The organism is Pseudoalteromonas sp. 31A1, from assembly GCF_011378815.1.
Lineage (GTDB): Bacteria > Pseudomonadota > Gammaproteobacteria > Enterobacterales > Alteromonadaceae > Pseudoalteromonas > Pseudoalteromonas arctica.
Genome location: NZ_WTKY01000002.1, coordinates 44,156 through 68,172 on the forward strand (window position 1 = coordinate 44,156; position 24,017 = coordinate 68,172).

The following is a 24,017-nucleotide window of genomic DNA, read 5'->3' on the forward strand; positions in this document are numbered from 1 at the left end:
CTGGGTTTTTATTTTTTTAAATCAAAATTATAGAGTCATAAAAGGAGTTTTGAGTATGAGGTTTATTGGATTGGATGGTTTGAGAGGGTTAATGTGTCTTTGGGTAGTTATTGGACATTCTATAACGATGGCTGGCCTCGAATTAGATAAAGACTCTTTCTTTGGTAAGGTACTTGGTAAAGGTTTAGCCGTAGATGTTTTCTTTATAATAAGTGGATTTGTAATTACTTTATTACTATTAAGTAAGGATGTGCCTTTTAGTAAATATATTAAGCAAAGAGTACTGAGAATTTTTCCTGCGTATTTATTATTTTTGTTTTTATCAGCTTTGATAATTAATGAAACTGTGTTTGTACTCCAAAACTTTCCTGAGGACATAGAGAAAACTGCGGATAGGCTAAAATATGCAACAGCCTCATTAAAAGACTTTAAATTGCACTTTTTTACTCATTTATTCATGCTTCATGGGATCACTCCATCGTTCATTCTTAGTAATCCCACATACACCATAATGGGCCAAGCTTGGAGCTTAACACTTCAATTTCAATTTTTTATTCTTGCACCACTTTTTATATTTATTTTGCGTAAACATGTTTGTTTTCTTGTCTTATTTGTTATGTTGATTTTGGCTTCAAGTCAATTCTTTTTTGGTGTGATGGGGCATAGATCGTTCTTTTTAGTTAATTCCAATATGTTTTTTGTGGGTATGTTTAGTGCAATTCTATTAAATTTTAATAAAATGAATAAGCTAACAAATACAAACTTTTATTCTGCTTTAATTATTTTCTTACTTTCTATATCAATTTACCAATGGGTTAATGATCGATTCTTCGGGATCATACCTATCATAATTTGGTCAATTTGTTTTTTTATAGAGGTTTCTGCGACAACCTCTCCGCTACAATCTTTTTACAGAGTTATTTTAACTAATCGTATTTCAATATTTTTAGGCAATATATCTTATTCAATGTATTGCAGTCATATGTTTTTTCTTTACGCTGTTTCATATGTTTTAATTAAAAGTAATACTGATTTGGCGTTTTACACTCCTATTATGCTCATAGCCCCTTTTTTATTTACTGTTGTTGCATCGTATTTTTCGTATGAATATATAGAAAAATACTTCATTACATTTGGTAAAAATACGAAAAAAAATAATGTTCAACAGCGCGCTATTTGATCTATTGTTATTAGTAAACGGATATGTAAAAAGAGAGTGTATGTGGAGGTAAAAACAATACCTTAAATTACTTTAGTCTTTGTTAAAAAGCTCTAAAGTAAATCGTTTTAAGGTTTGTTAAACGTATTAAAAATGCCCAGAGCTTTTGCTGCTCTGGGCCATAAAGTGACTCTAAATTGAGTCTAGCGTTAACTAAAAACTTTCTGGTTCATTAGGGAGAAGAAGAAAGTATTTAAAAGTGTAGTAAAACCACCTAAAAAAGCATAACTAATTTTGCCACTTAGTTGCATTTGGCAATAAAGGATTAGATTAATTATGCTTATTCTATACTTTAGTTTAACCCCAGCTTATTAACTGCGTATTTTGCACTAGATCGCGTGGTAGTGAATTTTTAATCTTATTTTTTTGCCATTTCCCCAGCCCAATAGGGCAACCACACAGCGTTAATACTACTTCACCTATTGTTTGAGTTGCCTCAGCTAAGCGTATATCTTTACCTTGAAAATAATCATTTGCTTGCTCGTTATTTAACGCGTAAATATTCGTTTTGCACTCGTTGCCAAGCACAGTAGCAAATTCGTGCGTTAGTCTTACGCCATTTTTATGAATAATGCCAATTTGAATACCTAAACGTGCGTACTTAATTTTATTTTGTATGGCTTCAAACCCCTCAGGAAATAACCACAGCTCTTTATCGCGCTGCATTAAGTTGCCTGGCAGGGTGGTTATCCCAAAGTGTTTTTTAAGCGATTGCATAAACGCGGCACTTTGCTTTTTATCAAACTCGTTAAACGGGAATGCGCCTTTTTTAACAGTTTGATTTGGGTTATCGCAACTTGCGTGCTTTTTAAATTTAGCAATAAAAAAGCCTTCGCTATCGAATGTTTGCGGCCATACATGCAAATAGCCTTCACTTGTGGTGGCTTTGCTTGCACCTTCAAATAAGTCGCTTAGGGATTGCGGTGCTATGTAGTCGCCAAATTCACTGAGTAAATAATCGCATACTTGTTGGTTTTCGAGCGGGGTAAGTGTGCAGGTTGAATACACTAACGTGCCACCTGGCTTTAATGCGTAAAATGCGCTTTTAATTAAATCTTTTTGCACCTGGGCTATTTGTATGTTTGATTCTATTGACCAGTTTTTTAGTGCGTCGGCGTCTTTACGTACTGTGCCTTCGCCAGAGCATGGCGCGTCTAATAATATACTATCAAAGCATTCGAACATGTAGTTGCCAAATATAACGCCATCAAAGTGCGAGAGTGCACAGTTACCTACTCCCATACGTTTTAATGTAGCGCTGAGTACCTTTAAACGAGATGACGATAGCTCATTTGCAACAAGTACGCCTTGGTTATTCATAAGCGCAGCTAGTTGTGAGGTTTTAGAACCCGGTGCTGATGCCATATCAAGCACGAAATTATTTTGAGAGTCAGCGAGTTTAATGCTTTGCTTTAAGGCAATAGGCGGCAGCATTGAGCTTGCTTCTTGTACGTACATAGCCCCGCTTAGATGTAGGTCGGTATTACCAAGGGCTAGGTTTTGCTCTTCATCGTTTGGGCGCTCTAGCCAAAAGCCTTCACTGCACCATGGGATAGGGGTTAGCAGCCAGTTTTTTTCAGCTGCACGTTTTACAAATTCTTCAATGCTAATTTTTAATGTATTAACGCGGATAGATTTTCTGAGGGGCCTACGACATGCATTTAAAAAATCATCTAAATTTAGATGCGCTGGTAAATAGGTTTTTACGTCGTCAATAAAGTGCTCAGGAATAAAAGTGTTGGCGTTCACGCGTTAGCTCATACTATAAAAATAAAGCGCGATAATAGCATTTATATAATGCATTTTCAGCGCTTAAAGACGTAACATCTGATTTATCACCCTGTCGACACTTCACTGTTTTAGTCCATTTTAAAACCATTTTTATGCGACTTTAGGTTAATAGTGTCGACAATAAGTGTTTTTTTAGCCATTTTGATAGGTTTAAGGGTTGACATGATTTTTTAATAAGCCCATAGTAACTACATCAATTGTCGACAATCTAAAAAATAACTTATGACACACACATTTTTAAACGAAGCGCCTATAACTACCGCATCAGATCAAGTATTTGTAGATATGCGCCGTGAGATTGTTGAAGGCAGCATAGTTCAAGGCAGTAAAATATCAGAGCCTGAGCTTGCCAAACGTTATGGTGTAAGCCGTGCAACGCTTAGAGAGGCGTTAAATCGCCTAGAAAGTTGCTACCTTGTTGAGCGTAAAGCTAACGTAGGTTGCCGAGTAGTTGCCCTTACTGCTGAGCGCTTGATTGAAGTTTACCAAGTTCGCAGCTCACTTGAAGGCTTGGCATGTAGGCTTGCTGCCGACAATATGGAACCCGAAGAAGTAAGAGGCTTAAAGCAATTACTTAATCAGCACCTACAAACACAACGTGTTAAAGAGGGCGAATCTTATTATCAAGAAGCCGGCGATTTAGATTTTCATTACCGTATTATTCAAGGCAGTAAAAACGCGCATTTAATTCATTTACTGTGTAATGAGCTCTATCAACTAATACGCATGTACCGTGTACAAATGGGCATGGTGGGGCCGCGTGTATCAAAAGCGTTTGATGAGCATTTAGCTATTATTAACGCCATTGAAAACCACGACGGCGAACTGGCTGAAATGCTTATGAAGCGCCATATAAGTGCATCGCAAGCAAATATCCAAACCAAATTCGACTTATTAGCTAAGCAAAAAGCATAAGCTGTTAAAAGCTAAAAGCTAGCAAAAGCAGTTAAACAGTCACAATTACAGATTAAAACTATAAGTTACTCCACGTAGCAACCGTTCAAAGTGAGGAGAAAGTAATGTCAGCAGGATTAAAATTTAAACACGCTATTGCCAATAACCGCCCGTTACAAGTTGTAGGTACTATTAACGCCTACACAGCGATGATGGCTGAAAAAATGGGTCACCAAGCTATTTACCTCTCAGGTGCCGGTGTTGCAAACGCCTCGTTTGGTATGCCTGATTTAGGTATGACAAGCCTTGATAACGTGCTTGAAGATATTCGCCGTATTACAGGTGCTAGCGATTTACCACTACTTGTGGATGCCGATACCGGTTGGGGTGGGGCGTTTAACATTGCACGCACAGTAAAAGAAATGACTAAGGCCGGTGCGGCGGGTTTTCATATAGAAGACCAAGTAGCGCAAAAGCGCTGTGGTCATCGCCCTAATAAAGAAATTGTAAGCCAAGGTGAAATGGTTGACCGCATTAAAGCGGCAGTTGATGCAAAAACCGATAGCGATTTTTATATTATGGCGCGTACCGATGCATTTCAAAAAGAAGGTTTAAACGCCGCGATAGACCGTGCAGCTGCCTGTGTTGAAGCCGGTGCTGACGCTATTTTTGCAGAAGCCGTACACGACCTTGCTGATTACCAAGCATTTGCAAAAGCGATTAACGTTCCAATTTTGGCAAACATTACTGAGTTTGGCCAAACACCTATTTACACTAAAGAGCAGTTAAGCGATGTAGGCGTTGAAATGGTGCTTTACCCACTAAGTGCATTTAGAGCCATGAACAAAGCAGCATTAAACGTGTATTCAGCAATTTTAAATGAAGGCTCGCAACAAAGCCAAATAGAAAATATGCAAACGCGTTCTGAGCTTTACGACTTTTTAGATTACCACACGTACGAGAACACACTCGATACTCTTTTTTCATCAAAATCTGACAAATAAAAACTATTAAAATAAATCACACACAAATTTAAGATAGGAGAAGATCATGGTAGATAAAGCATTAAGCGGCGCAGGTTTACGCGGACAAGTGGCTGGTCAAACAGCATTGTGTACTGTAGGACAAAGTGGTTCTGGTTTAACGTACTGTGGTTACGATATTAGCGAACTGGCCGAAAAAGCGCAGTTTGAAGAAGTGTCTTTTTTACTTTCACGCGGTGAGTTACCTACAACAAGCGAATTGGCTGAGTATAAAGCTAAACTTAAAAGCTTACGCGGCTTACCGGATGCGCTTAAAACCGTGCTTGAAAATATTCCTAAAGATGCGCATCCAATGGATGTAATGCGCACAGGTTGCTCAATGTTGGGTAACCTTGAAATGGAGCTTGATTTTAACCAAGCCAACGACGCAATCGACCGTATGATTGCTGTGTTCCCAAGTATTATTTGTTACTGGTACCGCTTTACACACGATGGCGTACGCATTGAAACACAAACAGATGACGACTCTGTTGGCGCACATTTTTTAACGCTGTTACACGACAAAGCACCTAGCGAGTTATTTGCACAAGTGATGAACGTATCACTAATTTTATACGCAGAGCACGAGTTTAATGCTTCTACATTTGCGGGTCGTGTGTGTGCATCAACGCTTTCTGATATTCATTCTTGTGTAACAGGTGCGATTGGCACGCTGCGTGGTCCATTACATGGTGGTGCTAACGAAGCGGCAATGGATATGATTCAAGGTTTTACAAGTGCTGAGCATGCTGAGCAAGAAGTAATGGGCATGCTTGAACGTAAAGACAAAATTATGGGCTTTGGTCACGCGATTTATCGCGAATCGGATCCACGTAATGTAATTATTAAAAAGTGGTCTGAAAAGCTAGCTGATGAAGTAGGCGATACTGTGCTTTATCCTGTGTCTGTTCGTTGTGAAGAGATTATGTGGCGCGAGAAAAAACTGTTTTGTAACGCCGATTTTTTCCATGCATCTGCTTATCACTTTATGGATATTCCGACTAAATTATTTACGCCAATATTTGTAATGAGCCGCGTTACTGGTTGGACTGCGCATGTAAAAGAGCAACGCGCTAACAACCGTATTATTCGCCCAAGTGCCGATTACACAGGCCCTGATGCACGTAGTTACACACCAATCGAATCAAGAAGTTAATTATTTTTAACTAAGGTGAGCCAATGGCTCACCTTTTACGGCTTTAATGCTTTATATAATAAAAACAACTACAAACCTAAAGCCTTTCTTGAAAAATACCAATTGCACTCTCCATAAAATTGGTACTACATCCGTCACCAAATTAGCGAACCCTTACCATGACCATAATTAATAATACCCAATACCGTAAACCTCTACCGGGCTCAAATGTCGACTACTACGATACGCAAGAAGCCGTAGATGCAATTAAGCCAGGTGCATACGCAACGCTACCTTATTCATCACGTGTCTTTGCCGAAAACCTAGTACGCCGATGCGATCCTGCCATGTTAACTGATGCACTTAATCAGCTGATTGAGCGCAAACAAGATTTAGATTTTCCGTGGTATCCGGCGCGTGTGGTGTGCCACGATATTTTAGGGCAAACAGCACTTGTTGATTTAGCCGGTTTGCGTGATGCAATTGCAGCCAAAGGCGGCGATCCGGCAAAAGTGAATCCGGTAGTACCCACGCAGTTAATAGTGGATCATTCACTAGCGGTAGAGCATGCTGGTTTTGATCCTGATGCATTTGAAAAAAACCGCGCCATTGAAGACAGACGAAATGACGACCGTTTTCACTTTATAAACTGGACTAAAACTGCCTTTAAAAATATTGATGTTATTCCACCGGGTAACGGCATTATGCATCAAATTAATCTTGAAAAAATGTCGCCGGTTATTCAAAATCGAGATGGCATTGCATTCCCAGATACACTAGTTGGCACCGATAGCCACACACCACATGTTGATGCACTGGGCGTTATTGCCGTGGGCGTAGGTGGGCTTGAAGCTGAAAGTGTAATGCTTGGCCGTGCTTCTTATATTCGCTTACCCGATATTGTCGGTGTTGAGCTAACAGGTAAGCGCCAACCCGGTATTACCGCTACCGATATTGTGTTGGCCATTACTGAATTTTTACGTGAGCAACGTGTTGTTTCTACTTATTTAGAGTTTTACGGTGAAGGTGCCGACGCGCTTACACTTGGCGACAGAGCAACCATTTCAAACATGACACCTGAATTTGGCGCAACTGCCGCCATGTTTTATATCGACGATAAAACAATAGATTATTTGCGTTTAACAGGTCGTGAAGAAGAACAAATTGCCCTTGTAGAAAACTACGCAAAAACAGCAGGCCTTTGGAGCGATAGCTTAAAAACAGCTAAATACGACCGTGTGCTTACGTTTGATTTATCAAGCGTGGGACGCAATATTGCGGGTCCGTCTAATCCGCACCGCCGTGTATCAACAAGCGATTTAGCTAAAGAAGGGATTTCGGGCGTTGTAGAAAACGAAGAAGGCTTAATGCCCGATGGCGCGTGTATTATTGCTGCTATTACTAGCTGTACTAATACGAGTAATCCGCGCAATGTAATTGCTGCAGCACTCCTTGCCCGTAACGCAAATGCCAAGGGGTTAATGCGCAAACCTTGGGTTAAAACCTCATTAGCACCGGGTTCAAAAGCGGTGCAATCATACCTTGAAGATGCAAATCTACTAACAGAGCTTGAGCAACTGGGCTTTGGTATTGTGGGTTTTGCGTGTACAACTTGTAACGGTATGAGCGGGGCGCTTGACCCTGTTATTCAAAAAGAAGTAATCGATCGCGATTTATACACTACAGCGGTGCTTTCGGGCAATCGTAACTTTGATGGACGCATTCATCCTTATGCTAAGCAAGCATTTTTAGCGTCACCTCCTTTAGTTGTTGCGTACGCCATTGCAGGTACTATTCGCTTTGATATTGAAAAAGGGATACTAGGGCAAGATCAACAAGGCAACGATATTACGCTTAAAGATTTATGGCCGTCTGACGAAGAGATTGATGCAGTTATTAAGCAAAGCGTTAAGCCAGAGCAGTTTAGAAAAGTGTACGAGCCGATGTTTAATTTAACCGTAGATTACGGTGAAGATAACGACCCGCTTTACGACTGGCGCCCAGAAAGTACGTATATTCGTCGCCCTCCTTATTGGGAAGGTGCACTTGCGGGTGAGCGCACAATGACCGGTATGCGTGCGCTTGCAGTACTTGGCGATAACATTACAACGGATCATTTATCGCCATCAAACGCAATTATGGCAAGCAGTGCCGCTGGCGAATACCTAACCAAAATGAACGTCCCAGAGGAAGATTACAACTCGTACGCAACGCACCGGGGCGATCATTTAACAGCGCAGCGCGCAACATTTGCAAACCCAAAACTACTAAACGAAATGGTACTGGACGAAAACGGCGAAGTTAAGCAAGGTTCTTACGCACGCTTAGAACCACAAGGTACTAATACCCGTATGTGGGAAGCAATCGAAGCCTACATGGAGCGTAAGCAACCGCTTATTATTGTAGCCGGTGCCGATTACGGGCAAGGTTCGTCGCGCGATTGGGCTGCAAAAGGCGTAAGGCTTGCAGGCGTTGAAGTAATAGCAGCAGAGGGCTTTGAGCGTATTCACCGTACTAACTTAATTGGTATGGGGGTTTTACCGCTTGAGTTTAAAGCAGGCACAACGCGTAAAACTCTAAAGCTGGATGGCAGTGAAACGTACGATGTAGCAGGCGATTTAAAACCAGGTGCCACCGTTAATTTAAGTATTACCCGTAAAGACGGTGAAGTACTCACTGTGCCTATGAAGTGCCGAATAGATACCCAAGAAGAGCTCTCTATTTACGCGGCTGGTGGTGTGTTACAGCGCTTTGCACAAGACTTTTTAGAAGCAACGCAATCTGCATAAGGGCAAGCATTATGTTTATACCGCAAATTAAAGTGCCTGCAACCTATATGCGTGGCGGCACCAGTAAAGGTGTGTTTTTTAATTTAACTGATTTGCCAAAGCCTGCTCAAGTAGCAGGCGAGGCGCGGGATAATTTATTACTGCGTGTTATTGGCAGCCCCGATCCGTATGCTAAGCAAACGGATGGCATGGGCGGCGCTACATCAAGTACCAGTAAAACCGTAATCTTAAGTAAAAGTGAGCAAGCCGATCACGATGTTGATTACTTATTTGGTCAAGTGGCGATAGATAGGCCCTTTGTGGATTGGAGCGGTAACTGCGGAAATTTAACGTCAGCAGTGGGTGCTTTTGCAATTAGTAATGGTTTGGTCGATAAAAACCGAGTGCCCGATAACGGTGTTGCTATTGTGCGCGTGTGGCAGGTTAATATTAAAAAAAGCATATTAGTACATGTTCCTATGACAAATGGCGAAGTGCAAGAAACTGGCGACTTTGAACTCGATGGCGTTACCTTTCCAGCAGCTGAAGTAAAACTTGAATTTATTGACCCAGCCGATGGCGATGGCGCGTTATTTCCAACAGGTAACGTAGTTGATGACTTAGAAGTACCCGGTGTTGGTACTTTAAAAGCAACAATGATAAATGCAGGTATTCCTACCATATTTATTAACGCCACTGATATTGGTTATACCGGCACAGAGCTGCAAGACGATATAAATAACGATGTTGCAGCGCTTAAAAAGCTTGAAACCATTCGTGCTTATGGCGCTGTTAAAATGGGCTTAATCACTAACATTAGTGAAGCGCAAGCTCGCCAACATACGCCTAAAGTTGCGTTTGTTGCATCGCCTTTAGATTACAAAGCGTCTAGCGGAAAGCTTATTGAAGCTGCAAATATTAACTTACTCGTACGCGCTATGTCGATGGGTAAACTGCACCATGCCATGATGGGGACAGCTGCTGTTGCTATTGGCACTGCTGCCGCGATTGAAGGCACACTTGTAAATATAGCCGCTGGTGGTGGTGCATTAAGTGAAGTTAACTTTGGTCATCCGTCGGGCACGTTAAAAGTAGGTGCTGAAGCTAAAAATACTGCAGGTAATTGGCAAGTTACTAAAGCAAGTATGAGCCGAAGTGCACGTGTACTAATGGAAGGGGTTGTAAGAGTTCCTCAGCAATAACTGACTAAATCACACCAAACTAAACATTTACTTTAGTTGAGTAAACAATTTATCTAAACGTTTGCTTAGCTAAAGTAGAATTAGTTAATCCTCGATATAAACAGTTCTTTTTCATTAATTCATCTAATTTCCCTCTTATTTAGCTTTCATCCATCGCATTTACTTGAAGTATATAATTAACAAACTAGATTATATGTAATATTCATTTAATAAAGTGAATATATTGTATCAATACGTGATGGTTCTTTATGAGTGTCTACAGGTTATTGAATAATTTAGATGCTGATAAAGAAGTAGCCCGTGAAATAAGATAAATACTTCTATAAAATGTATAAATATGTAGCATAACTATATAGCTTAATGGTATTTTTAATGTTCTGGTAACAAAGGTTATGATTGTGTTCCTGTTTTACGTTTTTAAACATAAAAGATTTACATAAACTACTATCTACTAAACTAATTTCAGATACCCATTCCAGGCTCTCAAGGAGAAATAAATGGTAAAGCGTACGATCAAATTTACACCTATTGCAGCTTCAGTTGCACTAACACTAGGCTTAACAGCATGTGGTTCGGACAATGACAGAAACATTCCTGTTACACCGGTAGAATCTTTTACTGCAGCAGGTGATGCACAGTTCAACATTGAAGTAACTGGTAAAGCAGTTAAAGGTTCAATGAAAAATGCAGTAGTAACTGTAATGACTTTAGATGCATCTGGTCAAAGCGTTCCTGTTGCGTTTCGCTCAGCTGCTTCAGCAGAAGCAGAGTCTTTTTCTGAAGAAGCACTATCACAAAGTGCTGCTGATGCTGCAGTAGAAGCAAGTAAAATTGCTGCTAACCCTGAAGTATTAACTGATGAAAGCGGCCGTTACAGCATCTACTTAGATGATGACTTTACTGGACCAGTTTACATTACTGTTAAAACGTCTGCAGAAGGTGATGATAGCTTTTTACGTTGTGATGCTTACGTAGGTTGTGGCGATTACGATGTAGCGCCAGAAGAAGATGACGTAAATGATGGCGATACTGCGATTGAGTTTGGCGAATGGTACAAAACTGACCTAGAGCTTTCAGTTGTTAAATTTGTTCCAGCTGTTGAAGCAGATACATCTGGAGTAAGTGGTTCTGCAGGCGATGCTAATGTAGAAGCTTCTTATAAAGCTAATGTTACTTTCTTAACATCGTTAGTGGCGGCTCTTCTTCTTGACTCAGGTTCAAGTGTAGATGAAGACGCAATTGCTAAAGCAAGCTTAGATACTGTTGTACAAGTAATGGGTCAAGACGCTGCACTTTTACTTTCAGCTATTATCGGCGATTTATCTAACGGCGGTGCTGTAGATTTAAGTGATGTTGATGGCGAAGAAGAGCTTTCTGACGGTATTTTAGCAATTGCACAGCTTTCATCTTCAATTCAAGGTTTACCTTCAATTGGTGATGTAATGAGCAGCATTAAAGCTGGTATTAAATCAGGCCAGTTTAAAGGTAATACTGATGCAGGTATTGCTGCAATAGCTACAATGTTACAAACAGCTATTACAAACACTGCAAACATTTTTGTTGCTATAGCAACGGGCGATGAAACTGCGATTGAAGACGCTTTAAAAGCTGCATTCACTGCTAACAACCCTAGCGCAACACAGGCACAAATTGATGCGTTTGCCGCTAATTCAGTAGGTATTGCCAAAAAAGCAAAAGCTGCTAAAGATAAAGCTGTTAAAAATGGTGCAGCAACTGATGCTGGTCTTGCAGCCGCTGCAGTGAAAATTAAAAAAGCACTAGAAGTAATTGGTTGTACTGGCGCAGAATGTACAGTTGGAGATGACTTTTATACAGCTCTAGCAGCTGCTTTAACAGTAGAAGTTACTGCTTCTCAAACTGCACTTACTGCATTAGAAATGAGTATTGAAACAGCTCAAAGCTCACTTGCAGATGTTCAAGCAATGGGTGGCGATGCTCTTACAGCTGATAACGCAGCTGCATTTGTAAGCGCTGTTACATTACTGAAAAATGAAGCTGCTACAGCTGGTTTAACAGCTAAAGCGGGTTCTATTTTTGTTAAATCACAAGGCTATGTAACTGCAGCAAAAGCGTTAGTTACTCAAAGCTCTGATTACCAACAAGTTCTTGATTCTGCAACGTCGTTGCAAACAGACGCATCTGTTGCTGTAACTGACACAGTTGCATACGACATTGCATTAGCTGCACTAGTAGCAGAAGCAGAAACTGCGATTGAAACGTTTGATATTGCTCTTGCTGCAGCAAAACTAGTTGCTGAAGACACTGCAGACGTTGCTGATGAGAAAAAATCAGTAGCAGACACAGCTGAAGCGGCTTCTACTAGCGCACTTGCTAACGCAGAAAATGCAATGGTAGATACAGCTGCAAACGCAACAGAAGCTCTTGAGCTTGCAATGACTGCCGTTACTGCTGCGTCTGATTTTGCTGCTGCTGTTGATGCACTTGAAATTGCTATTGAGCAAGCACTTGTTGCTGCTAATGCCTACCTAGAACTTGAAGGCGAAGGCGCACAAGCAATGATTGATGCGCTTACAGCTATGCAAACAGCTGCTGTAGCTCAAGGTGAACTAGCTAGCGAGCAATTTGTAACAGCTTATAATCTACAGCTTGCTGCTGAGACTGCAGTTGCAAAACTTGAAGTACTAACTTCTGTTAAAGCTACATCAGAGTCATTATCGACTATGACTGTGCTTACAGGCACTGGTGCTGATGCAGTTGCTGATGCAGCAGACATTCTTGCAGACGTAATTGATGAATTAGCTGAAATGGGTAATAACTCAGGTACAGGCACATCAACTCGCAATGCTGATTGGGACTATGCTTACAGCTTAGATGATCTTACGCTAATGCTTAGCAATGCTACTACAGGTGAGATGATTAATGCAGCGGCTTCTTATGAAGGCGACAAGCTTGTTGTTGCTTGGGGCGCTACATTAAAAGGTGAGAATGACGTATCTGTTGAGCTTGTTACTGCTGCTACACAAACACAAGCACTTACAGATTGTGTTGATTTTGCAGCCGGTACAATTGATGCTACTCAAATCGATTCATGTTTAGTATTTACTTTTGATGGCGCAGTAACTGCTGATAATGTAGATGATGCAGAAATCATAATGACTGAAACGGCTAACCATGTTGAAATCATGGATGGTGATTCTGGCTTCACTGGTATGTTAAGTATTACAGCTGATGATGCAACAGATTCAGGCTCTATTACATTAGAGGGTGTTTCTGGTGATGTAGACTTTAAAGTAATGACTACATACCTTGACAGCGACATGGAAGAAGCAAGTGCTTTAGATATTACAGTAAATAATGCAATGGGTTACACGTTGTCTATTACTGGTAATGAAAGTGCAGGTTACACTGGTGACGTTATGGCTATGTACAATGAGATGATGATGTCTTTTGGTACTGCAGCTAAAACAACAAACGGTCTTTCAATTACTTACATTGATGGTGACGTAGTTGATTACACTGATGTTGATTTAATTGATTCATCTAAGTAATATTTAAACTATAAAAGGGGAAAGCAGCGCTTTTCCCTTTTTTTATAGAAAGCGATTAAATTATGAAAAAAAAAATTCTCTTGTTAGGATTTTCAACAGCTTTTATTTCTCCTCTTGCTTCCGCAGATAACCAATTTCAAATTTTTACCCACTTTGACGCAGAAATTTATACAGAAGCACAACCAGTACAAGCCTTTGTAGATGATTTTGATGCTCCATTAAAATCGGGTGACAGTGCATTCACCTATAATATATTTGAAGTAGGTGTTGGCTACGGTAATTTTAAGGTAGGTTTACAAAGTCGTTACGACTATGTTCTTAACTTTGATCCTGATACAGCCAAATATACTCATACCGAAAAAAATGATCTAGAGTTTGAAGATAGATTTTATACATATTACCTTGATGCTAAACAAGCAACGTCTAACGGTGTATTTGTATCTTATGATTTTAAATTTTTAGATAAAAATGCATTAACAATAACACCTAAACTTTCTGTTTTTGCCAGCTCGCACTATCAAGATGCCACTGTAAATGGTGAAATTTATAGTGATGAAGTTGAAGGCGCTGTAACTGTCGATTACAACTTTTCAAAAGACATATTATTTAAAAAGTTTTCACCTTCACAAAAACCTGAAGGGCTTGGCTATAGCCTAGATATTTTTGCTGATTGGCAAGTAAATGATGAGCTTCAAGTTGGTTTTAGCGTAAAAGATTTGCTCTATAAAACAGAGTACGAAGACAGCGGCTCTGTAAAGGGTCAAACTACTGAGATCCCATTTAGCGAAGATGACAACGGCGATATTATTACTCAGCCAACAGTTTCATTAAAAACATCTGCATTTGGAAATACGGTATCTCATGATTTAGAAATGGAAATGCGACTACAAGCATTTGCCGATTACAGAATAAACGACCGATTTTCGACTCAGTTAACTTTAAAACGTTACGACAAAGACACGTTCAGCCAATTAAAAGGCCGTATACACTTTTGGGATCATTGGAAAGTACAGGCAGGCTATGAGACAAAAAGTGAAGCATTTTTAGTTGGTATAGAAAACGAGTATTTTGGTCTTAATTTACAAACTGATAGCCTAGATTTAGATAAAGCCTATTATGCTAATGTGAATTGGTACGTGAACATTAAGTTTTAAGGAATGAAGATGTTAAAACAAATTATACCCTTAGGGGTAGCTATTGCATTGGTAGGTTGTGGTTCTTCATCAGACAGTGACAGTTCAGAATCTGTTGCAGTGAGTGAGATTGCTACATCTTCTTCTGTGAGTTTTTATGTATCTAATTGGCAATCACCACAGGGCACGCTTAATGTTTTAGATAGCGACGGGGTGGTGCAAGAATCAATTGAAGTCGAAAACATCAATACTGCGAGTGTAAGTGTAACTCCACTTACTTTTAATAGTTTTGAGTTTATACCGAGTGATACTGCTCTACCTTGTCCTCGCTTTACAGGTTGTGGCAGAACAGTTCGTGGTGATGTAAATGACTTAAACGCAAACCGTTTAATAGACTACCAAGAATTGACAGCCGTTACTCTTAATTACAAAGCAGATGCATTTAGTGCACCAGGTGTAAATACGGTTTATTTATCGCCATTGAGTAAAGCAATTACAGATGAAGGCTTTAGTGCTACGCAAGCTAGTTTATCAGCCACGCCTTTTTATCATTTAACGCACAGCAATTTAAATGCAAGTGTTGAAGCAGAAATGGTTACTAATGCATTTACTTACGCGGCAATTTTAGCTGGTGTTGCTGATAGTTCGTTTAGTGTTGAAAGTGCTTTTAATACATTTACTAACTCAGAAACTGACCAGCAAGCATGGCAAGATTATAGCGATTTGACAGCGCAGTATGTTACAGATAACTTATTTAGCGACCAAGGTAATGCTTTACTGCAAAATGTAGCTGGTCAAGTTAAGCAAACGATTGCAAGTGTAACTACATTTACAAATTGGCAGGCTCGCTCAACAGAAGTTCAAAGCTTAGATTCAAGAGAGTTACTTGTTGATACACGAAATATTATAGGTGCAGCAAGACTTCAAGAAAAAAGCTATTCAGATGAATTAGACGTAAAATTTTCTGAGCTTGAAAGTGCGTTTGATGAAGACACACAAAGAACACTTGATGCACTTACTAATGCTTTAAACGAAGTTATTACAAATTATTCACCACTAGCTGATGGCTCTACACCATCAGGACAATATAAACTTCGTGACTTAGATATTGATTACAGCCAATCACCTTATACTTGGGCTATAACTGGCACATATGATGATTTACCTATAACAATTGATTTATCAATTCCAACATTTAGAGTAAGTGGTGTATTAGGTAATAAAATTGAAGGTGTAATGAGCGCAACGATTACAAATGGTGCTACGGTATTAAGTGTAGATGTAAGTGAGTTGCTAATTCAGTTTGATGGTATAGATGCTCAAAGTGAATTAAATCCAGAAGCCGACACAGGTATTACACAGGTAACTACCAATGTAATTATCAATAAAGCCGCTGGTAAACTTGAAGGTGACTTATCACTAAACTTAAATCGCTTTGTTAATTCATTAGGTGAAGAGTCTACGACGTTATCTACTTTTGATTTTAATGGTGATTACGTAAGTGACATTCAAGACACTGCATTTCATATTACTGCAGTAGAGGCTTCGCCTTTTATTGGTGAAGATAATGACGATTTAGCATTTACTTTTGAATTAGATTTTCCGTTGAGTGGTGCAAGCGATTTTAAGTTTGCTTACGTGGGCGATGTTGAAAACTTATCAGAACTTACCTCTACAGATATATTTGTTAGCATAAAAAACCGTGCGTTAGATTTACGTATTCGTGATGTTAGTGGCAACATTAATCTAATAGCGAAAGGCGAAAATGGACGTTGGTTAGATGTAAAGCAAAAGGGCCGTAATTACAGTGGCGGTTTATATTTTGGTGATACTAAACTAGCTGATGTTACTGCAGTACGTGGTATTCCTGGTGTTTTATTTCCAAATGGTGAGTTTGAATCGTTATTTTAACCATTAGTTAAGTGGTTTTAGAAATATTCAAAATCCGATATTAGTTTTCTAGTATCGGATTTTTTAATGCTTGTTATATTAGTTAAATGCGCCTGAATCAAGGTAGCTGCCGATCCCGAGTGTAAACATCCATATCCCCCATAAACTATGCTCAATAACACACACGACGGTTGAGCGGCTTTGTGCATAGGTATAAGCAAACAGTAAGCCACCTAAAAAGGCTAAGGCTACTGCAATCCAATTTGCATACACAATATGCGCCAACGCAAATACACTCGCACTAACTACAATACGCACTGCTTTTTTGGGCATGATGCGTTTATAACGATGAAAAAAATACGTTCTGAATATTAACTCTTGAGGAATAACCGACAGTATTGGGTAGAGTAGCAACAGTAAAAGCCAATCATTAAACGAGTTGCGGGGAAGGGTAAACCAGTTGCCCTGATGAATAATCCCGTAAAACATACCTGAGAACAGTGCACCTAAAAAAAAGAAGCTAAACACACGTTTTTTAACAGCAGAAAATTGCCCAAGGCTTGTAAGCCTAAAACGTTTAAAGTGGGGATCGCCCAGTAGCAACATACAACACACGCTCATTAAAATAATAAGCGCAGGAATAAGCCAGTTAGCTAAATACTCGCGTAATACAAAACCCAATAAGGGTAGTAACACAAAAATGAGGGTAAATTCAAACCAGCGATATTGATTGGCGTTCAAGGTCGTCTCAACTTGTTTTTTTAATAAGCTATCAAGCTAAGACGACATTTTTATGACGAGATTAGTAATCTACAAAGTGATCTATAAAATTATTTTGCAGGTTCTTCTTCACTAGGGAGGTATTTGTACAAGGCAATAATAGTGGCAAAAATACTCACAAAGGTAATACCCATTAAACCAAACACTTTAAAATTAACCCAAAAGTCGAGCGAGAAATTATATGCAATATAAATGTTTAGTGCTGCGATGCCAGCAGTTATAGCAACCCACATTAGGTTAAGCTTATCCCATAATGGTTCTGGGACTACAATGGCTTGTTTTGTATCATTAGCATTTTCGAGGATTGAGCTAAGCGCTTTTTTAACGAGATTTTTCTTAAGTACATAACGGCTAACAAGTAACGTTAAGCTTAAACCTGCGTATATGAGTGTTGCTTTCCATTTTATGTATTGCTCATCATGAAGTACCAGCGTTAACGTACCAAACACGGCAGCAATGCCAAAAAATATCCACTGACGAGTTGGCACAGAGCCATGTTTAAAGTAGCTATAAGCAACTTGAATGAGCGTAGTTGCCATTAATAAACCGGTAGCCCAATAAATATCGACGAGTTTAAACACTGCAAAAAACAGTATGAGTGGGATGTATTCAATTAATGCGTGCATAGCTTACCTAAATTATACAAAAAAGAGTCAAAGGCTTTTTACCACATAAAGCTTAGCAACTACAAGGTTGACTTGTTGCCCTGTAACCCTTAGCCTGCGTGGCTTTATTGCCAATTTGGTTTGGTATTTTTTATATCATCATATTCCCACGCTTAACCAACACTGATTTGGCGTGTATTTAGGAGCCTAAAATGAATAAAGCAGAACTCGTTGCTGCCATTGCACACAAAAGTGAATTAACAAAAAAAGATGCTCAAGCGGCACTTTCAAGCTTGCAAAAAGTGATTACTAAATCGCTTTCTGAGGGCGATCAAGTTCAAATTAATGGCTTTGGTACGTTTGCACTAAGTTACTATCCAGCGCGTACTGGGCGTAACCCGCAAACAGGGGCTGCAATTGAAATAGAAGGCGCAAACAAAGCGGTTTTTAAACCGGCTAAAGCGTTAAAAGATCTTCTTTAAATTTATTTAAGGTTTTATACCCCGTATTGATAGATAAGTTACATGAGCGCGAAGTAAATTCGCACCTACAGCTATATGTTGTAGGTGAGGTTTTATTCCTCGCTTTTAGTGGCGTTAAATTACATGAGTTGGAAATAGATTCGCACTTATGTACATTATTCATAATCTCTAAATAATTTACATAGCACCACAAACTCTACTCCAATTTATTCTTTAATTTTCAATAGCTTGATTTCGGCATGCATTATGCTGTTTAACTGTGTGTTTCGAACATATTTTTAAACAATACCAGTCTGCTGATATATGGGGTCTATTGAACGTTAAGAAAATTACGCTAGAACTAGGCAAAAATTTTTCGTATTTAGTTGTTCTAAATGAAAGGTTTTTAACGACGTTATAGTGCGATTTAATTCGTTAAATTGCTCAAAGATTTATGCATATTGGTATAATATAAGGAGATCTCAATGAGTACATTACAAACAAGCACACGTTTACAGGGCAAAAAAATTGCAATTTTAGCCACTGATGGATTTGAGCAAAGTGAGCTTTTATCTCCACGCAGCGCATTACTTGATGCCGGTGCAAACATCGAAATAGTATCAATTAAAGAAGGCCAAATTACGGGCTGGGATGAAGACAAGTGGGGCGATAAAGTAACAGTAGATAAACTAGTTACAAACGCAGACCCTGCTGATTACGACGCGCTTATGCTTCCTGGTGGTTTATTTAACCCAGACAGTTTACGCCAAGATAAAGATGCTAAAGCTTTTATTGATGGCTTTTTTGGGGCAGAAAAAAATAAACCCGTTGCTGCAATTTGCCATGCTCCGTGGTTACTAGCTGAAATTAATAAATTGCGCGACCGTACCATTACCTCTTTTCCAAGTATTAAAAGCGATTTAATTAATGCAGGCGCTAATTGGGTTGACCAAGAAGTATGTGTAGATAAAGGCTTAGTAACGAGCCGTAGCCCAGCCGATTTAGACGCATTTAATGCTAAATTTATTGAAGAGATTTTAGAGGGTAAACACCAAGCTCACTAAGCTGCTTTTAAAAACGTTTGGATATTGATACAGCGTTTGATTTTTAAAAAACAAAAAGGGCATTTTAAATGCCCTTTTTTAATGCGTATAAAACACGCGCTAGTTAACTTATAGCGATGTAGCTGCTTTCATATCAGCTACAAATGCTTTTAGTTGCGCGGTCATTGTTGGTAAATCATTAAGGTTAGCTTCAATAATTTTAACCACTGCAGAGCCTGAAATAGCACCGGCTGCTCCAGCATTAAGAGCCGCTTTTACATCATCTGGCGTTGAAATACCAAACCCTAAAAGAGCAGGGGCTGCATGGTATTCTTTTAATTTAGTAACAATATTACCCGCTGGCATTTGTGCTTTAGTATCGGTACCGGTAACACCTGCGCGCGATAGTAAATACGTGTAACCACGACCGTAAGAGGCGCACTGGCGAAGTGTGTCGTCATCTGCATTTGGTGTTGCAATAAAAATTGGGTCTACACCGTTATCCATTGCTGACTTTCTAAACATTTTAGATTCATGCAGAGGCACATCAGCCACTAAAATTGAGTCTACGCCTACTGCTTTTGCATCTTTATAAAATGCTTCAATACCACGTTTAAACACAAGGTTTGAATACAATAATAAGCCAATTGGAATATCAGCGTTATACTCACGTATTTCTTTAATAATATCAAAGCAATCTTGTGTGTTAATGTGCACATCGAGGGCGCGAATATTAGCTTTTTGAATTACTGGACCATCTGCAATTGGGTCAGAAAACGGAATACCAAGTTCAAGCGCATCTGCTCCGCCGTCAATTAGACTTTTAATAATCGCAATACTTTGCTCTTTACCTGGGTCGCCAATCGTTACAAATGGTACAAACGCACCTTGTTTTTGCTCGTTAAGCGCTGCAAACATTTTGCCGTAGCGATCCGTTTTTACTTGGCTCATAGCTGACCTCTTTCAGTTAGTACATTGTGAACGTGTGCTAAATCTTTATCGCCACGACCACTTAAATTAATCACTATAACACTTTCCTCGGTTAGCTCCTCTGCGTACTTAAGCGCATAAGCTAGCGCATGGCTTGATTCAAGCGCCGGAATAATCCCTTCATTTTTAGCAAGCGATTGAAACGCATCAAGCGCTTCTGTATCGGTAATACCCACGTATTGAGCGCGACCAGTTTCGTGTAAAAATGCATGTTGAGGACCAACAGCTGGGTAATCAAGACCCGCTGATACAGAGTAAGACTCTTCAATTTGGCCATCATCATTTTGCATAATGTACGTATAAGTACCGTGCAATATGCCTTTTGTGCCTTTACAAATTGTTGCACCGTGCTCATTTGTATCAAGCCCTTTACCAGCAGGCTCAACACCAATTAATTTAACGCCTGGCTCGTCAATAAAGTCAGTAAACATACCAATTGCGTTTGAACCACCACCAACACAGGCAATAACAGCGTCAGGTAAACGACCTTCTGCTTTAAGTACTTGTTGCTTAGCTTCTTCACCAATAATTTTTTGATACTCGCGTACAATTGTTGGGAATGGGTGAGGACCCGCAGCTGTACCTAGTAGGTAATGTGCGTCTTGGTAGTTTGCTGACCAGTCACGCAGCGCTTCATTTACTGCATCTTTTAATGTGCCAGAACCCGCTGTTACCGGAATAACCTCTGCACCCATTAACTTCATTCTAAATACGTTAGGTTGCTGACGTTCAACGTCTTTTGCGCCCATATAAATACGACATTTTAAACCCAGTAAGGCACACGCTAGCGCTGTTGCAACGCCGTGTTGACCAGCACCGGTTTCAGCAATGACTTGTTTTTTACCCATACGCTTAGTAAGTAACGCCTGACCAAGTACTTGGTTCGTTTTATGTGCGCCGCCGTGTAGTAAGTCTTCACGCTTTAGGTACAGTTTTACTTTTGGATTTTTAACTAAATTGCGCGTTAAAGTAAGTGGGGTAGGACGACCCGCATACTCGTTTAATAATTTACTTAGCTCTGCCTGAAACTCAGGATCTTTTTGTGCTTTGTTAAATTCATTTTCTAACTGCTTAAGCGCAGGGACAAGTAACTCGGGTACAAACATACCGCCAAACTCGCCAAAATAAGCTGGATTTTGCATTTTAACCTCAATAATTTCTGATGCTTGTGAAAGCATTATGTAATTTGTTAGGGCACTTTTTACCCGCAGATTCTTCAACGCCTGAGTTTAAATCAAGGCCTAAGGCACCTTTAAAAAGCGCATCTTTAATATTGTCTGGATTTAAGCCTCCAGCGAGCATAAACGGTGTAGTTGCGCCGCTAAGCACCGACCAATCAAATGCTTTACCTGTACCGCCAGCTTGTGTATCGCTGTGTGTATCGTAAAGGTGTCGATCAACCCCATTTACAGGCGTTGGCAATGCATCTTTTATTGCTTGGGCTTTCCAAATTTCGCAATTAGTTGGTAACTGTGTACGCAAGTCAGCAATGTAATCGTCACTTTCTTGGCCATGTAATTGAACTGCCGCTAATTTTAGCACACTTGCGTATTGAGCAACTTGCTCAATGGGGGCATCTACAAATACACCTACAAAATTAAGCGGAGCACTTTGGCTAAGCTCTCTTGCGCAATCTAAATCAACATAACGCGGCGATTTAGGGTGAAAAATTAAACCACCGTAAACAGCACCGTTTTGATATGCCGCTTGTGCATCTTGGCTACGTGTTAAACCACATACTTTATTGTCGCCTAAAATAACACGGCGACATGCTTGCTCTAAATCACGCTCGCTCATAAGTGAGCTGCCAATTAAAAAGCCATCACATAATGGAGCTAAACGTTTTACGTCTTGATGGGTGTAAATACCCGATTCCGAAATAACCACTTTATCTGCTGGGATAAGTTTGCGTAGCTTTTCGGTAGTGGCTAAATCGGTGCTTAAATCGCGTAAATCGCGGTTATTAATACCAATAATTTGTGCATCAAGCGCAAGTGCGCGGTGTACTTCTTCTTCATTACTTACTTCGGTTAACACCGACATATTAAGTGAATCGGCAACAGCATGCAGTGCTTTATAGCTTTCGTCATCGAGTACCGAAAGCATCAGTAATATAGCGTCACCACCATAAATACGTGCCATATACACTTGGTACTCGTCTATAAAAAAGTCTTTACAGATAAGCGGTTGTTCTACTTGGCTGCGAACAAATTCAAGATAGTCAAAGCTGCCTTGAAAATATTTAGCATCAGTTAACACACTCATGCAGGTAGCATATTTTTTATAAACTGAAGTAATTTCAGTTAAATCAAATGGGTTTCTAATTAACCCTTTTGAAGGCGATGCTTTTTTACACTCTAAAATAAACTGAGTGCCAGGTGCTGCAAGTGCTTTATAAAAGCTACGACTTGTAGGCACTGCAAGATGCTTAAAGCTTTCAAGCGGACGTGCAGCTTTTCTCTCAATTAGTTCTAATTTTTTATCAGCAACAATTTTGTCTAATACATTAGCCATTACTTACCTCAATAATTGCACTTAGTGTGTTCATGGCTTGCCCTGAACTTAATAATGTTTGTACTTGTTTTGCTCCTTCTTTTAACGTTTCTGCTTTACCTGTTAGGTATAAAAGGGCAGCTACGTTAACCACAATAGCAGCATTATGTGCATCTGTGCCTTTGCCTTGCAAGATGGCGAGGCTAGCATTTGCGTTGTATTGTGGGCCTTCACCAGCGAGTTGTTCAAGTGAATAGTTTGCAAGGTCGAAGTCGCTTGGGTTTAGTATGTACTGCGTAATCTCGCCATTATTTAGCTCAACTACCGTTGTTGGGCCGTGTAGGGCTATTTCGTCAGTGCCCGAGCCGTGAACAATCATAGCGCGCTTTGTGCCAAGGGTTTTAAGTGTTTGTGCCATTGGCATACACAACGCTTCGTTATAGACGCCGAGTAATTGCACTTCAGGTGCAGCAGGGTTAGCAAGCGGACCTAAAATATTGAAAATAGTGCGTGTTTTAAGCGATGTTCGTACGCCCATCGCATGGCGTACGCCACTGTGATAGTGCGGTGCAAACAAAAAGGTAAAATTGGTTTGCTCAAGACATTTTGCTGCTTGCTCTGGGCTCATATCTATATTAATGCCCAGGGCTTTGAGTAAATCGGCTGAGCCTGAATTACTCGATACACTGCGATTACCATGTTTTACCATGTTAATACCGGCAGCAGCGGCAACAATTGCAGCCGTTGTACTTATATTAATTGTGTTTGAGCCATCGCCACCAGTACCACAGCTATCGGCAAGTTGCGTACTGCTGGTAGTAAAAGCAACGGCGTTTTCGCGCATTGAGGCTGCAGCGCCTGCAATCTCGTCGCTTACTTCGCCTTTAATTTTAAGGCTTATAAGTAGGGCGGTTAGCTCAATTTCACTCATATTACCTTGCATTATTTCATCAAAAAGCGCTTTGGCGTCTGCGTAGCTTAATGATTGCCCCGTAATTAGTTGCTCAATCGCGTGTTGAACATTTATGGGTTGTTCTGGTTGTGTACTCATAATGTCCTCT

General features: G+C 39.9%; 18 protein-coding genes. 11 read left to right on the forward strand and 7 right to left on the reverse strand.

Translation table 11 applies throughout. The features are described 5' to 3' along the window. The first annotated feature begins 55 nt into the window (after nt 1–55). A complete protein-coding gene (locus GQR52_RS02655) occupies nt 56–1,180 on the forward strand; it encodes an acyltransferase (RefSeq protein ID WP_165727353.1) in 1,125 nt (374 codons plus the stop codon). A gap of 336 nt (nt 1,181–1,516) precedes the next feature. Here GQR52_RS02655 and rsmF read toward each other — a convergent pair whose 3' ends face one another. Then, the gene (gene rsmF / locus GQR52_RS02660) at nt 1,517–2,968 is read right to left on the reverse strand and encodes a 16S rRNA (cytosine(1407)-C(5))-methyltransferase RsmF (RefSeq protein ID WP_165727354.1); all 1,452 of its coding nucleotides are present in this window, start codon (nt 2,966–2,968) and stop codon (nt 1,517–1,519) included. A 264-nt stretch (nt 2,969–3,232) separates the two neighbouring features. Between rsmF and GQR52_RS02665 the strand changes: the two genes are divergently transcribed. From GQR52_RS02665 to GQR52_RS02700, 8 genes are all read left to right on the forward strand, one after another. Then, nucleotides 3,233–3,925 (forward strand): GntR family transcriptional regulator, encoded by a 693-nt coding sequence (locus tag GQR52_RS02665; RefSeq protein ID WP_165727355.1) that lies wholly within the window; start codon nt 3,233–3,235, stop codon nt 3,923–3,925. Between the two features lie 104 nt (nt 3,926–4,029). Beyond that, nucleotides 4,030–4,908, forward strand: coding sequence for a methylisocitrate lyase (gene prpB, locus GQR52_RS02670; RefSeq protein ID WP_002962361.1), 879 nt, complete (start codon nt 4,030–4,032; stop codon nt 4,906–4,908). A gap of 46 nt (nt 4,909–4,954) precedes the next feature. Then, nucleotides 4,955–6,082 carry a 2-methylcitrate synthase gene (gene prpC, locus GQR52_RS02675; protein ID WP_165727356.1) on the forward strand — a complete coding sequence of 376 codons (1,128 nt, stop codon included), beginning with the start codon at nt 4,955–4,957 and terminating at the stop codon, nt 6,080–6,082. A gap of 158 nt (nt 6,083–6,240) precedes the next feature. After that, nucleotides 6,241–8,850 carry a Fe/S-dependent 2-methylisocitrate dehydratase AcnD gene (gene acnD / locus GQR52_RS02680; protein WP_165727357.1) on the forward strand — a complete coding sequence of 870 codons (2,610 nt, stop codon included), beginning with the start codon at nt 6,241–6,243 and terminating at the stop codon, nt 8,848–8,850. 11 nt (nt 8,851–8,861) lie between these two features. Beyond that, nucleotides 8,862–10,031 carry a 2-methylaconitate cis-trans isomerase PrpF gene (gene prpF / locus GQR52_RS02685; RefSeq protein WP_165727358.1) on the forward strand — a complete coding sequence of 390 codons (1,170 nt, stop codon included), beginning with the start codon at nt 8,862–8,864 and terminating at the stop codon, nt 10,029–10,031. A 497-nt stretch (nt 10,032–10,528) separates the two neighbouring features. After that, nucleotides 10,529–13,561 (forward strand): hypothetical protein, encoded by a 3,033-nt coding sequence (locus tag GQR52_RS02690; protein ID WP_165727359.1) that lies wholly within the window; start codon nt 10,529–10,531, stop codon nt 13,559–13,561. A gap of 62 nt (nt 13,562–13,623) precedes the next feature. After that, entirely contained in the window at nt 13,624–14,715 is a 1,092-nt protein-coding gene (locus tag GQR52_RS02695; RefSeq protein ID WP_024607186.1) for a hypothetical protein, read from the forward strand. A 9-nt stretch (nt 14,716–14,724) separates the two neighbouring features. Continuing rightward, entirely contained in the window at nt 14,725–16,605 is a 1,881-nt protein-coding gene (locus tag GQR52_RS02700; RefSeq protein WP_165727360.1) for a hypothetical protein, read from the forward strand. Nucleotides 16,606–16,683: 78 nt separating this feature from the next. Here the strand turns inward: GQR52_RS02700 and GQR52_RS02705 are convergent, their stop codons facing one another. Then, complete coding sequence (locus tag GQR52_RS02705; protein ID WP_165727361.1) at nt 16,684–17,325, reverse strand: CPBP family intramembrane glutamic endopeptidase; 642 nt, start codon at nt 17,323–17,325, stop codon at nt 16,684–16,686. An 89-nt stretch (nt 17,326–17,414) separates the two neighbouring features. Further along, the gene (locus GQR52_RS02710; RefSeq protein WP_165726114.1) at nt 17,415–17,990 is read right to left on the reverse strand and encodes an inner membrane-spanning protein YciB; all 576 of its coding nucleotides are present in this window, start codon (nt 17,988–17,990) and stop codon (nt 17,415–17,417) included. A gap of 191 nt (nt 17,991–18,181) precedes the next feature. On the opposite strand from GQR52_RS02710, the gene GQR52_RS02715 reads away from it, so the two are divergent. Beyond that, the gene (locus GQR52_RS02715; RefSeq protein ID WP_077538106.1) at nt 18,182–18,451 is read left to right on the forward strand and encodes an HU family DNA-binding protein; all 270 of its coding nucleotides are present in this window, start codon (nt 18,182–18,184) and stop codon (nt 18,449–18,451) included. A gap of 464 nt (nt 18,452–18,915) precedes the next feature. Next, nucleotides 18,916–19,494, forward strand: coding sequence for a type 1 glutamine amidotransferase domain-containing protein (locus tag GQR52_RS02720; RefSeq protein WP_165727362.1), 579 nt, complete (start codon nt 18,916–18,918; stop codon nt 19,492–19,494). A 108-nt stretch (nt 19,495–19,602) separates the two neighbouring features. Here GQR52_RS02720 and trpA read toward each other — a convergent pair whose 3' ends face one another. The 4 genes from trpA to trpD are packed head-to-tail and all read right to left on the reverse strand — an operon-like array spanning nt 19,603 to nt 24,007. Beyond that, on the reverse strand, nt 19,603–20,424 hold the full coding sequence (gene trpA, locus GQR52_RS02725; protein ID WP_024590411.1) for a tryptophan synthase subunit alpha: 822 nt from the start codon (nt 20,422–20,424) through the stop codon (nt 19,603–19,605). Further along, nucleotides 20,421–21,605, reverse strand: coding sequence for a tryptophan synthase subunit beta (gene trpB, locus GQR52_RS02730; protein ID WP_010554212.1), 1,185 nt, complete (start codon nt 21,603–21,605; stop codon nt 20,421–20,423). Before trpB ends, trpA begins: the two co-directional genes overlap by 4 nt. Nucleotides 21,606–21,612: 7 nt before the next feature. After that, nucleotides 21,613–22,977, reverse strand: coding sequence for a bifunctional indole-3-glycerol-phosphate synthase TrpC/phosphoribosylanthranilate isomerase TrpF (gene trpCF / locus GQR52_RS02735; protein WP_165727363.1), 1,365 nt, complete (start codon nt 22,975–22,977; stop codon nt 21,613–21,615). Continuing rightward, nucleotides 22,970–24,007, reverse strand: a complete 1,038-nt coding sequence (trpD, locus tag GQR52_RS02740; RefSeq protein WP_165727364.1) for an anthranilate phosphoribosyltransferase — start codon at nt 24,005–24,007, stop codon at nt 22,970–22,972. Before trpD ends, trpCF begins: the two co-directional genes overlap by 8 nt. Between the last annotated feature and the right edge of the window lie 10 nt (nt 24,008–24,017).